At 66.2% G+C, this 11,538-nt stretch carries 14 protein-coding genes; 11 read left to right on the forward strand and 3 right to left on the reverse strand.

The genetic code is table 11. The features are described 5' to 3' along the window. Window positions 1-100 precede the first annotated feature (100 nt). From AB0B28_RS06430 to AB0B28_RS06480, 11 genes are all read left to right on the forward strand, one after another. On the forward strand, window positions 101-658 hold the full coding sequence (locus tag AB0B28_RS06430) for a hypothetical protein (RefSeq protein ID WP_360117478.1): 558 nt from the start codon (window positions 101-103) through the stop codon (window positions 656-658). An 86-nt stretch (window positions 659-744) separates the two neighbouring features. Further along, window positions 745-1,167, forward strand: coding sequence for a hypothetical protein (locus tag AB0B28_RS06435; RefSeq protein WP_360117481.1), 423 nt, complete (start codon window positions 745-747; stop codon window positions 1,165-1,167). Window positions 1,168-1,433: 266 nt separating this feature from the next. After that, the gene (locus AB0B28_RS06440; protein WP_360117484.1) at window positions 1,434-1,817 is read left to right on the forward strand and encodes a hypothetical protein; all 384 of its coding nucleotides are present in this window, start codon (window positions 1,434-1,436) and stop codon (window positions 1,815-1,817) included. A gap of 443 nt (window positions 1,818-2,260) precedes the next feature. Next, window positions 2,261-3,484, forward strand: a complete 1,224-nt coding sequence (locus AB0B28_RS06445) for a hypothetical protein (RefSeq protein ID WP_360117487.1) — start codon at window positions 2,261-2,263, stop codon at window positions 3,482-3,484. Between the two features lie 87 nt (window positions 3,485-3,571). Continuing rightward, complete coding sequence (locus AB0B28_RS06450; protein ID WP_360117489.1) at window positions 3,572-4,051, forward strand: hypothetical protein; 480 nt, start codon at window positions 3,572-3,574, stop codon at window positions 4,049-4,051. A 119-nt stretch (window positions 4,052-4,170) separates the two neighbouring features. After that, entirely contained in the window at window positions 4,171-4,644 is a 474-nt protein-coding gene (locus tag AB0B28_RS06455) for a hypothetical protein (RefSeq protein ID WP_360117492.1), read from the forward strand. Beyond that, window positions 4,637-5,098 carry a hypothetical protein gene (locus tag AB0B28_RS06460; protein ID WP_360117495.1) on the forward strand — a complete coding sequence of 154 codons (462 nt, stop codon included), beginning with the start codon at window positions 4,637-4,639 and terminating at the stop codon, window positions 5,096-5,098. Before AB0B28_RS06455 ends, AB0B28_RS06460 begins: the two co-directional genes overlap by 8 nt. 89 nt (window positions 5,099-5,187) lie before the next feature. Then, on the forward strand, window positions 5,188-6,231 hold the full coding sequence (locus AB0B28_RS06465) for a DUF4192 family protein (protein WP_360117497.1): 1,044 nt from the start codon (window positions 5,188-5,190) through the stop codon (window positions 6,229-6,231). 1 nt (window position 6,232) lies between these two features. Continuing rightward, window positions 6,233-6,721, forward strand: coding sequence for a hypothetical protein (locus tag AB0B28_RS06470; protein ID WP_360117500.1), 489 nt, complete (start codon window positions 6,233-6,235; stop codon window positions 6,719-6,721). After that, the gene (locus tag AB0B28_RS06475) at window positions 6,718-7,680 is read left to right on the forward strand and encodes a hypothetical protein (RefSeq protein WP_360117503.1); all 963 of its coding nucleotides are present in this window, start codon (window positions 6,718-6,720) and stop codon (window positions 7,678-7,680) included. The genes AB0B28_RS06470 and AB0B28_RS06475 overlap by 4 nt, the downstream gene beginning before the upstream one ends. A 215-nt stretch (window positions 7,681-7,895) precedes the next feature. Beyond that, window positions 7,896-9,299 carry a hypothetical protein gene (locus AB0B28_RS06480; RefSeq protein WP_360117506.1) on the forward strand — a complete coding sequence of 468 codons (1,404 nt, stop codon included), beginning with the start codon at window positions 7,896-7,898 and terminating at the stop codon, window positions 9,297-9,299. Window positions 9,300-9,446: 147 nt separating this feature from the next. Here AB0B28_RS06480 and AB0B28_RS06485 read toward each other — a convergent pair whose 3' ends face one another. The 3 genes from AB0B28_RS06485 to AB0B28_RS06495 form a co-directional block, all read right to left on the reverse strand. Beyond that, entirely contained in the window at window positions 9,447-10,133 is a 687-nt protein-coding gene (locus AB0B28_RS06485) for a prepilin peptidase (protein WP_360117509.1), read from the reverse strand. A gap of 182 nt (window positions 10,134-10,315) precedes the next feature. Then, complete coding sequence (locus AB0B28_RS06490) at window positions 10,316-10,609, reverse strand: histone-like nucleoid-structuring protein Lsr2 (RefSeq protein WP_360117512.1); 294 nt, start codon at window positions 10,607-10,609, stop codon at window positions 10,316-10,318. A 585-nt stretch (window positions 10,610-11,194) separates the two neighbouring features. Then, window positions 11,195-11,380, reverse strand: coding sequence for a hypothetical protein (locus tag AB0B28_RS06495; RefSeq protein ID WP_360117515.1), 186 nt, complete (start codon window positions 11,378-11,380; stop codon window positions 11,195-11,197). Window positions 11,381-11,538: the final 158 nt, after the last annotated feature.

Below are 11,538 nucleotides of genomic sequence, written 5' to 3' on the forward strand. Positions count from 1 at the left end.
CGGCCCACAGGCCAAACGCATCCAACACAGGGGCACAGCACTGCTGTGCCCCTTTTTCCTTGCCCCGCTTCGATACCGAACCGATGAAAGGAACGACATCGTGAACCACGACCGCCTCGCCACCGCGCTCCGCGCCTGGGCCGATTCGGCACCCGTCAGTTTGTTCGACGGCTCCCGCTGGATCATCGCCTGCTGGCAGGATCCCAAGGGTCACCTCACGGCCTCCAGTCTGCTCACCGCCTCGAACCACCTCAGCGGCGCTGGGGACGAAGAGACCGCTGCCGTCGTGCCGGACGCACCAATCCCGGCCCGGTGGCTGAAGTCCGCGCTCGACTTCGACGGCCGCATCTTCGACCTCACAGTCACACGCCCGTCAGGCCCGCACCTCCTCGCTGGTGTGGGCTTGGCTGCCGCGACTCCTGGCCCGCGCGAGAACGCGATCGTGCATGTCTGGATCGCCGCTGCCAGCGCCGCGATCAGCGCCGAACTCCACCGCCGCAACACGGCGATCGGCCGTTGCCAAGTCGGCGACCCGCTGTGGTGGGACCGGCGGAAGCTGTTCGAGCCGCTTGAGCGGTTCCGCGCCGCCGCCACCGGTTGGCCGCCGATCCTCCCCGCACGCTTCGCCGAACCGGGGGCGTGGGCCGGACTGTCCTGAATCCTTCTACCTCGCTATGTCTGCCAGCGGCGCACCAGATCAGGTGCGCCGCTTGCTGTTTCCCTCTGATCGAAAGGAACGAGACCATGACTGACCTCCTCAACCAGATGGAGTGGCCGCACGCCAGCCGGATGACCGCGACCATCTGCGAGACCGAATGGGACACCCTCCTTGAGACCCTGTCACGGTTCGACGGGTATCTGCGCTGGGACCTCATGGCTGCCTCCGCCCGACTCCACCTCGCCGACGCTCGCCTGCAGATCGCCCTCACCGAAGCAGCGCTCAAGTCCTTCCGGACGACCGGGACGCTTGTCGAGCAGCTCCCGAAAGCGCAGCGCCACCAGTTCGCCGAAGCCGAGGAAGCAGTTTCGACCTGCGGCTACCTCCACCCCTCCCGAGTCGACCTCCTGGCCGAGCCCATCCGACGAGCGATGGAGCAGCGGCATGAAGCCCGCGGTGCCCTGGGCGACCTCCTGTTCCAGGCACGCAGCGTCCTCGAAGACGCCTGAACACCCATCCGACACCAGCAGGGGCCGCGCATTGCGGCCCCTGCGTCCCGGCATCTGCACCAACCCCCGCGCCTCCTAGCCGGAACCGCTGCACCAGTCGGGGCAACCGGCTGCTGCCCGCGGCTTGGCAGATCGCCGGACTCCGGCTGTCATTCGTCCGGGCCGACCGCGCCCGGATATCGCCGCCCACCCAGCAGGGAGGACGGCACCCGCCCCGGCAAGTGCCAGGGCGTTTTCCCAACCACGACAACGAAAGGAGCCGGTCCATGACCGACACCACCACAGCGACCGCGATCGACTACGAGGCGATCGAAGCCGAGGAGACCCGGCGCGTTCACGACGCCATCACCCGCTTCCGCGAGGCCATGGAGGCCCTGGAAGCCACCGAGGGTGCCGAGTGCAGCTACCAGTGGGAGGAGTTGCTCGCCGTCTGCGTCGACGGGCAGCTCCGCCTCGCGGAGTTCTACCGCGGCGTGACCCTGTTCATCGGGGACATGTGGCCCGCCGAAATCGGCAGGGCCGCCGCAGCGGCCGCGAGCCAGGCCCGCCAGTGCGGTTACGCGATGGCCGCCGTCAGCGGCCAGACCGCGCACATCCCTCAGGTCGAGCAGATCGCCTTGCCCGCGCCGCAGGCGGTCGCGCCCGCCTAGAGCGCTCCAGCACCAACGCGGGGACGCCCACTCGGGCGTCCCCGCCCCCGCACGCCCCACCGATCCGAAAGCTGGCATCACCAGCCATATGGACCCGGCCGCTTCGAGCGGCGTCTGGTCTGGATCGGCCGGCACCTGCGCGGACCCGAGATCGCCCCGATCACCGGTACCGAACGCGTCTACTTCGGCCGTGAACCGCGATGCCACTGGCAGGGTGGACCGCCGCAAGCGTGCCGAGTCCGAGCCACGCCGGGAGGGGCACTGATGGGGGTGCCCCTCCACTTCCTGGGCATCAGCGTGAACGGAGGTAATGAACCGAAACCAGCGAACTGTATACGGCTATCGGCGCGAGTGCGTAGGTAGCGCCACTCATCGAGGCTCGACTTCCGCCGGGAGTCGAGCCATCATATTGCATGCCAAAAGATTCCTGAAAGGACAGATCCATGGCTACGAAAACTCAGCAGGCAATGGAGCAGGTCGGCACGCTTTTGCACGAGCAGCCCGGTTTCCATGACCTTGAAGCGATCACGACCGCGACCGGGCTCTCACCGCAGATGGCCGGAAGGGTCCTGGCGACTCTGGTCGACTCCGGGGCCGTCGCTGTCGACGACAGCGAGGGCGTCGACCGGTGGTGCTGGACCCAGCACCTCGAATCCGAGACCGGCCAAGCGAACGACAAGGACACCGCGACCGAAGCGGAGGGCAATGGCGAGAACGTCGCCCCCGAAGAGGAGGCCGACACGACCGTGCCTGCCAGTTCGGACGCAACGGCAGCCGTCAGGGACGGCGAAGACCACTGGGCCGAGTCGGCGGCCGACGAGGCGGAGTCGGCCGAGGGGGTGCCCGATCAGGAGCCTGAGTTCAACTCCGATGCCGTCGTGGACAGGCTCGAGTCCGACCCAGGCGAGGCCGGTGGGCGCGCCGGCGACGATCAGGGGGCTGCCGAAACAGACGGCGGTGGTAAGGCAGAAGACTCCGAACGGGAGCCGGCCGATGGGGCCGGGGTGACGATCCAGACGGTCCTGCTCGAGTACGACCCGATGATCATGCTCATGGCACGCGTCCTCGCCGAAGCGACAGAACCGTTGACCACCAGGCAGGTCGCCGAGGCCGCGTACATGCCGATGGGCACCCGCGAGGTGCTCACTGCACTCCGAGCGCTGAACGCGTGCGAACTCGTGGACTGCTCGAAGCCGTTCGCGCCGGACGAGGAGGACTGCACCTGGCAGCGCCGCGGCGAGCTGGTCTCCGAGGAGTTCATGAGTCAGGCCCGCGGCGTCTCGATGTCCGCTGCTCCGGACCGGGTCGTCTGCCCCACCTGCCGCCACGTTCGGCCCATCGCCGGAGTCTCCCGCCCGCGCAAGCGCAACAGCGACCTTCGAGCGGACGGGTCCCGCAGGCTCCCTCCCGGTGCGCTTAAGAAGTTCGCCGAGGAGTGGCTGCGGCGCCCCGAAAATGCGGGCGAGGTGGTCTCGGTCGGGCAGCTCAAGCGGGAACTGCGCCAGGAGCACGGCAACCAGATCAGTGAGACCTCGTACGGCGCGCTCAGGCAGTTGCTGGAGGAGCAGTTCAGCAAGCCGGACCCGACCGATGCGACCGAGCGGCCGCTGGTGGTCCTCGAAGAAGGGGTCTCGCCGATCTCCTTCCGGATCCGCGACCTCGCCTGAGCGAGCAGCGATCCGGCAATCACAAGCGGTGCCGCCGCGCCCTTCGGCAGCGCGGCGGCGCCGCCCTACCCATGAAATGAGTCCTGAATGGATATAGAAGAGGCGATGCACGCTGTCGGGGAGGGCTTTCTGGCCGTGCCTGAGGCCGAACGCGACTCAGGCCGCTGGGGCACGGTGTGCCTGATCGACAGCGACCAGATCCCGATCCGGTTGCACGGCATCACCAACGGCCGGGCGGCTGCTCTGACCGCGATGCCGTTGCCGGACACCGACAGCATCACCTTGCCGCTCAAGCGGGAGTTGCTCGGCGTTGGCGCGGCCTTCACCACGGTGGTCAACATCAAGGGCAACAACGCGACCGGCGTCGGGGTGCGACCGGCCAACGGCCGCCTGACCGATTGGCTCTTCCCCGCATCGGTCGGTCGCCTGCTGGGCCGACGCGTGCTTGTGGAAGTCCACATTGCCTGGCCGAGATGCACCTGCGGCGACCTAGCCGCACCCGACGTTCCCAACCAGGTGGCGACGCGCCGATCGACGCCGTCACCGGCTGGTCCGACAGCAGCGTGACCTGGCTGTACCAGGAAGCGCTCGACGCGTTGGAAGGGAGACCGACACGACATCCGATACCTGTTCCCACCAGGCGAACAGGTCGTTGAACGCACCAATCAAGTCTGAAAAGGAGTGCCATGACCGTCACCAACCGCGTACTCGCCGAAGGGCGCCTGATCGAATACCGCCCGCACCTGCCGGGCACCGACGACCGCCTCGGCGGCATGGTCGGGGTCGTCTCCCCGATCACCGGCCAGCGCCGGACCCTCGCCGCCGTCCCGGTCTGCGACACCGGACAACTCATCGCCGTCCTCTCCGAAGGGATCAGTCTCAAGGCTGACGACTTCCCGGTGACCGCTTGCGCCAAGGCCCGCACGTCCCTGCTGCTTGCCGCGGGCCGCATCGATGCGAACACGCCGATCCCCGGGAAGCAGGGACCGGCCGACCTCGTCGGCTGCGCCCCTGGCGAGGGGATCGGTCCGAGCAGGCTGCATCCGGCCACCGAGCACGTGCTCGGCCGCATGGTGCGGCTCGAACTCCACGGCCCCGAATGCATCTGCCATGCAGTAGCTGCCGGGCCGCACACTTGGATGGGGGCTGCCAATGCCTGATCTCACCGCTCCGCTCGTCCTCGGCGAAGGCGTCCTCACCTGGCCGCCCGAGGAGCGACTGCTCGGCCGCTGGGGCTCGGTCGGCCTCGACCTTGGGGACGGCCAGTTCGCCGTGTTCAAGGACGTGCCGATCGGCGCACTCGCCAAGATGACCGCCACGGTCCTCAAGGTCCGCACGACGCTGCTGCGCCCCGATCCGGTTCGGCAGCTCGTACCGACCACGCCCGCGCTGGGCGAGGAGATCGAGCTGGGGATCGGGCAGGTGTTCCAGCCCGACCTGGCCGGGCGGGGGAACGTCGCCGTCGGTCTCGCACCCCTGGCGGAGTTCTGGAAGGCCAATGAGTGGCTCTCGCCGACCGGCTTGATCCGCGGACACAACCATCTCGTCCGCCTCACGCTCCACCCGTACCGCGGGTTCACCACGGACGTGACGCGAACGGCGGACGCCGCATAAGCGGCGCCCGCCATTTTCAAACCGTGGTGCGGCCAAGTTCTGACTGGAATCTGGCTTGGCCGCACCCACCACACGAAAGGAACAGTGCAGTGAATCTGCCAGTTTACAAGTCGGTGGGCGACTTCGCCTCCCTCGAACCGGGGACCGTCGCCGGCCTCGTCCCGCTGCTGTTCGACCAGCGGCCCTGCGAACAGCTCGTCGCGATCGCGATCGGGCCGAAAGGCCCGGTCCATCTCTCGGCCTGGCTGCTGACCGACCTCGACGCCGAAGACGGGCCTGATCGGTTCGAGACCGTCCTCGCCCCGGTCCAGGCCAGTGGAATCTGGTTGATCGGCTTCAGCGCCGACCTGACGAACATCGCCGCCGCCGTCGCCGGGCTCCTCGACTTCCTCGAGACGCCGAAATGGGGCAAACACTGGACGGCCATCGCCGTCACCAACAACGGCCGCCAATGGGGCTACGTCGACGACCACATCGATCAGACCGATCCCGAACAGCTCCAGTCCGTACCGGTCCTCGATCCGCTCTGGGCGCACCTGGCCGCACTCACGGTGAAGGCGATGTGCGCCCGCGCGCTCGGTTTCGACGCGCCCGAGAACAAGGAGAGCCGTGCGATGGAGGTCATCATCGCCGATCTCCGCGAAAGCATGTCCGATGAGGCCAGAGCACAGCGGCGCTGGGCGGACGAGCTCAGCCTGCTGGAAGCGATGGAGATCGAAGACTCGATCTCCGCGGCGGCGGCGATCAACCTCGGCCAGGCCCTTGTCGACTCGCCCTCCCTCATGAGTTCGGCCTTGCACCGGATCGCCTCCTCGCCCGACCGGGCCGGAGTTGGTCTGTGGCGCAAGATCGTCGAGCACACCAGCGGCCAGGCGCAAAGCCTTGGGGCGATCCTTGCCGGATTCGCCGCTTGGCGGACCGGCGACGTCGCCACGGCGTGCGCTGCCGTCACGGTCGCCTACCCCGACCGCCAGCAGCAACCGGCCGCTCGGGTCCTTGCCGAACTGATGTCGACCGGCATCAGCGCTGACGCGCTTCTGCCCACCGCGCCGGGGAGAGACGGCGAGGAAAACACTCCGCCTGACGACACCGAGCCGTCGAGCGAAGGCGGCGAACCGGGAGCGGTGGCCTGACATGCTCAACGCAACCGTTCACGAGCAGATCAACGCGGGGCTTCGCCAGTCACTCGCCGACTGCATGCCCACCGGCTCCGGCGGCATCATCGCCGTCCGGGACCTGCCCGAACAGTACGAGGTCGCCCCAATGGACGACCTCACGGCCGCCTACGGCGAACTCCGCATGACCGCACTCGGCGTCACCGACGCGCTCGCAGCACTCACCGCCGAGATCCGCTCCAACGCAAACGCTTCGGATGCACATTTGGTCGGGATCGGCCTGATCGGCCACGCGCCGATCGGGACGATCGGCATGGTGGCCACGCTGCTGGCCGTTGTCGACGGCCACGTCCACCAGATCACCTGGCCGCACGAGCAGGCCATGCCGATCTGGGAGATCAAACCCAGAGCTGAGGTCGACGACGCGGGCTGCGCGGCGTATGCCGCTGCCGTCCAGGACCTCCTCGACGCCCTCGCCAGTGCGACCGAAGGCGGTGAGGAGCAGTGAGTCGGGGTTTCCACGAGGCGTGCAACACCGCCCTACGCACGGCCATGGCCGACCTGTTCGGCTTCGACCGCGACGGCTGGACGCTCCTGGGGTGCTTCGATACCGGCGAGACGCTGGTGTGGAAGCCGCTCACCGAGATCGCCCAGGCTGTCGGTGACGCTCTGGCGCGGTTGTCGGCCGACGCGGGCGTCGCGCTCGCGATGGACACCGAGCTGACGGTCGGCTTCGCGGGCGCGACCTTCGAGGACCTCCCGTACCTGCGAGGGATCGCGGAGGTCCGATACGGCAGCAATGACCAGGGGCGGCACGCAAACGCCCGTGCCGTCTTCGACGATGCGTGGCGGCACCTGGTGTCCTGGAAGGCCGACGAGGCCGCACCGGACTGGGAGCTGTTCAGCCCGCCGGACGTGGCCCAGTCGCCGCTCGCCACCGACACGGTGCTGACGGGCCTGCTCGGTGCCATTCTCGGAGCGCTTGAGCTGGGTCATCGCCAGGTGACCGAAGCGCAGCGGGAGCTGAGCACCTGCCTGCGCGACCTCGTCGCCGAATGCAACGAGACGGTCGTTCCGGCGGTGTTCCTCATCGTGCACCGAGGCGGAGCATGGGAGACCCACATTGCCGGTGATCTGACCGTACAAGTGGGGGCGAAGGTGGAGTCGGGAATGAGCGTGGCCGACGCGGTCGGTGCGCTCGCGGCCGACATCGAGACCGACCCGCCCGCCGTAATCCCGACCCTCCGAGGGGTGGGCACCATCGTCCACTACGACACCGAAGACGGCGGCGCCCACGCCAGCCTGGTCGCACTCTGCGACCAGGCCCTGCATGCCGCCTCGTGGGTCCTCGGGCACGACCGGCCTGACTGGCAGATCCTCCCGGTCCCGGCCGCCGATCCCGACTACTGGGCCATGGTCTCGGCGTACACCCGCCTGACCGACGCAATCCGCGGCGATAAGCGCTAACGCCGCCTCACCGCCGGGCAGGCGAAAGCCTGCCCGGCGGCCAAACCCGGCCCGCCACGCGCTACCGGCCTCTGACGGCCTGGCATTCGGGGCAAGCACTCCGGACACCGCGAGGTCGCCCCGCGCCACGCCCTCACCAGACCTGCATCGACGCGTGAGAACGCGAGAAATCCAGAACCCACCAACCATTCGACTCCACGAAGGAGCACACCATCATGCCAACTGCAACCTGCTGGAATTGTCACCGGCTACTGTCCGAAGCCGCCCCCAGCCCTCACTTCTGCAACGAGGAATGCGCCCTCAGCTACTGGACGCGGCCGAGTCCACCGCCCGAAACCGGACGAGACAGCGTCGACCGTGAAGCACTCCGGGCAGCCCAAGACCAGGCCCGAAGCGACTGGGAGGCCGAACGCGTCCGCTTCAGCGACCTCGCCGAATCCCTCGCCCCGGCCCTGCTCGCGCTTTGTGACAACGGCTGGAGCCTGCGATCGATCGCCGAAGCCGCCCACATCAGTACGTTCCTGCCCGCCCGCCTGCTCGATGCCTACATCAACCGGGCCGCAGATCCTGACGCGGTCGACAGGTGCCGCACGTTCCTCGACTGCGGACACGGCTACCGCCTACTCGACTCCTGCCCATCCTGCGACGCCGACGAGGAGCACACCGAAGCCGCCTGCGACCCACCGGATGACGAGGGTGTTCACCGCCTCGGCGAAGGTGTCCTGGGCTGGACCCAAGTCGAAGCCGACACCGGCAGATGGGGCACGGTCCTCCTCACCGACGCCACCGGAGGGCGCGTCCAATTCCCCGCCGCACCGCACGGCCAACGGGGCACCCTAACCGCCACGGTCCTGGCACATCGTTCCGCCGCCTACACCGGTACTCGCGACCGCCCCGCCACGGGGCACACCACCTCCATCGGTGAGGTGGTGGAGCTCGGGTGTGGAGAGCTGTTCTGCGACGCCGATGTCGAAGGTGCTGCCGCCATCGCTCTCGGAGTCCGCCCACCCTGGACCGAGGCACACCACCTCGGCTGGCTCGATATCGACGCGCTGCACCAGGTCGTCGGCCAACAGGTCCGGCTCGATTTCACTCCCGAGCCCGACCAAAGCACGATCCGCGCCCACCTCTCCTGGGACGCTTCCGGTCACCTTCCCTCAGCCTCCGGTGACCCTTTCGGCCGTCACCAACGCGTCAGCGTCCTTCTCACCGCGCTGCTGACCGAACAGTTCCTGGCCGGTACTGGCGGCACGACGAGGAGCCTATGGGCGCTCGACCGTACTGGCCGAGCCGTAACTGCCGCGCCCGTTGTCACGGCCGAGGGCATCGCCCAGACCGAGGCCGAAGGGGTCGAACTCTTCACCGTCATCCGTAGCGCCCAGAGCCCACCGGTCGGTCCCGGCACCGAGCGTCTCGGCCTCGCCTGGTGCATGACCTCCGACCTGACCTGGCAGATCGGCGGCATCACCGCCGTCATCGCCGGGCGGGTCCATCGCCTCTCCTACGACCGCGATAACGATGACATCCGAGCAGGCCACGACGAGTTCGATCGCTGGAGCGAGGCCGAGTCGGGCCTTGTCGCCGCACTTGCTGCCTCGAACGCCTGGCGAACCGTATAACCGCCATCAAGAGAGACTGTGTGTGAGGGAGCCCAAACGCTCACGCACAGTCGCTCTTTTTCTTCGTTACTATCATCCATTATGGATAATGGGAAACGATAGCGAACTAACGTCTTCACGAATACAGGCAGGGCGAAGGAAGTTTAGTCAAAGCCCGCCGGTAGCGGCCAGTGCCGTTGCCCACCAGCAACCGCCCAAGAGTGCGGGGCCGAGTGGAAGGTACGGCCCAGTGCTGCTTCGCCCGAGACGGACCATCGCGATGGTGGTCCACCACAACAAGCACGCCAGTACCAGCCCCGTCCACAACACGGGGACTGACCACCATCCCAGGTAGAGACCGACAACTCCCAGAAGGGCAACGTCGCCAAGACCGATCTGGTCGCTGGCGCCTTTCCACCACGCCCATCCAACCACAACGACGATAAGTCCAGAGGAGACCGCTCGCACCAAATGGCTTGCGCTGCCCGACCACAAAGCGTCGACGCTAAAGGTCACGAGAGCGGCAAGAGCCATGATTGTCAAGATTGGAAACGGCAAGAACATCGAACGCAAGTCAATCCATGCTAGACCTGGGGCGATCGCTGCGAACAACACAAACACCGATGATCCAGGCCGGGCCGATACCAACTGAGCCATCACTATCGCGCTAACTGCCGATGCCACCGAAACCCCCGCTAGGGCCCGCCGACCCCCACGCCCACCCTTCGGAGCGAAATCCGCGTTGGCAGGTTCAAGCATCTCAGCGATCTTCCACATCACGATCGCGATCGCGAAACTGCCGAACAGTATTCTGCTTACATCATGCAGCGAGAGTGGAAGATTGAGTGTGATCATAATGATACTTCACATAAGGGCAGATAGATATGATCCGCTATTCCCTACTTCACGCATCTAGCCCCGTTGATTGCACAAATGCACGCGCATCATTCGGGATGCTGCTTATCTAAGACACTGCTGCGATTCGGACCGTAGAGATACATGGACACATCCGAAAGCTTGATGCCAGAGGCGAAATATCAGCAGAGATCGTCGCTGCCAACCACGTCCCGAAAACACCCTCCTGCTGGCACGGGCCTACCACTTCGTTCGGCCCACGACTTAAGCTCTCCAGGACGTTTCGAGTTCCGGCGAGAATGCACACTGCCAATGCGTGTGGCTGCCTTGATGTACTCACTCAGTGTCTGCCGCAAGATGGATGCCTCGTCTCCGGGCATCTCGATCTGGTAAAGATTATGATCGAGGCCGAATACTACACTTTCTGTTGTGAGCGCATCGTTGAAATCATTTGGATTACTAGCCTGGGGGCCCATTTGTGTGTCCCTTCAACTCGACGGTTCAACTGAGTTGCCAGCCGTCATATATATGAGAAACTGACGTAACCAATCTTGTCAGATGCATAACAGTTATCAACAAATCAACAGACAGATTCTTCGTCGACGTTTCCAGTACTACTAGAAAATTCGAGATGTTTGGGCCATGATCGAGCTTTTCAAGTATTCAGGCGCATTATTACTGGAATAGTCCAAACTAAGATGCCTGTCGACCCGAGAAACGCGAATGTCCGAATCTAGATCCGATCACCGCAAGGCGTCTGGCGTCGTAGAGAGCTGCGCAAGCACCTCCGAAAGCTTGATGCCCCAGAAGCCCTTCGTTTGTCGGCGCGGACCCGGTGAGGACGGACGCGTGGCTGCCCCTATGCGATGCGGGGAACGCGGGCTTTCCCCTGAACGGGTTCGAATTGCAGCGAGCCCCCGGCACTGCCCGGCCGTGATCACGATTGACATCGGCTTGTGGTCCTGTTCGGCGGTCAGGTGCAGCTTGATGGTGCACCCGCCGCACGACCGCCCCAGGCCGTGGTCTCCGGGCTCAACGAAGACACTGTCCGGCGGTTCCTTCTACAGGTTCGCCCTGCTTGCAGGCCCGGCCGCATGCTGACGAGCGCGGCACACTGTGGAGCCGACGCTCAGGTCCCACGTGATCGCGTCGCTCGCGTCGGCAAAAGACTGGAGCCAGGTGAGGATCCGCTGCCCGCGGCGGAAGAGGTCGTAGACCCGGCCCCATGGTCCGTACTCAATGGGCACGTCCCGCCGCCGAACCCCGAACCGTATGCCGCCGATCAACTGCCGCCGAGGCTAGATGGGCGGCCGCCCCGCCCTGGCGCCTTTCAACAACAACAGCTCCACCAATTTTCACGCAGGCCTTTGGCGCCATTGCTGATCGCGTGGACGGACCAGTTTCT

The sequence above is a fragment of the Glycomyces sp. NPDC046736 genome, assembly GCF_040645615.1.
GTDB lineage: Bacteria > Actinomycetota > Actinomycetes > Mycobacteriales > Micromonosporaceae > Glycomyces.

What these genes read in the sequence shown, in the direction of transcription:
- AB0B28_RS06435 (WP_360117481.1), top strand. Translation starts at nt 745, where the DNA reads ATGACTGACCTCCTCAACCAGATGGAGTGGCCGCACGCCAGCCGGATG.
- AB0B28_RS06440 (WP_360117484.1), top strand. Translation starts at nt 1,434, where the DNA reads ATGACCGACACCACCACAGCGACCGCGATCGACTACGAGGCGATCGAA.
- AB0B28_RS06445 (WP_360117487.1), top strand. Translation starts at nt 2,261, where the DNA reads ATGGCTACGAAAACTCAGCAGGCAATGGAGCAGGTCGGCACGCTTTTG.
- AB0B28_RS06450 (WP_360117489.1), top strand. Translation starts at nt 3,572, where the DNA reads ATGGATATAGAAGAGGCGATGCACGCTGTCGGGGAGGGCTTTCTGGCC.
- AB0B28_RS06455 (WP_360117492.1), top strand. Translation starts at nt 4,171, where the DNA reads ATGACCGTCACCAACCGCGTACTCGCCGAAGGGCGCCTGATCGAATAC.
- AB0B28_RS06460 (WP_360117495.1), top strand. Translation starts at nt 4,637, where the DNA reads ATGCCTGATCTCACCGCTCCGCTCGTCCTCGGCGAAGGCGTCCTCACC.
- AB0B28_RS06470 (WP_360117500.1), top strand. Translation starts at nt 6,233, where the DNA reads ATGCTCAACGCAACCGTTCACGAGCAGATCAACGCGGGGCTTCGCCAG.
- AB0B28_RS06480 (WP_360117506.1), top strand. Translation starts at nt 7,896, where the DNA reads ATGCCAACTGCAACCTGCTGGAATTGTCACCGGCTACTGTCCGAAGCC.
- AB0B28_RS06485 (WP_360117509.1), bottom strand. Translation starts at nt 10,133, where the DNA reads ATGATCACACTCAATCTTCCACTCTCGCTGCATGATGTAAGCAGAATA.
- AB0B28_RS06490 (WP_360117512.1), bottom strand. Translation starts at nt 10,609, where the DNA reads ATGGGCCCCCAGGCTAGTAATCCAAATGATTTCAACGATGCGCTCACA.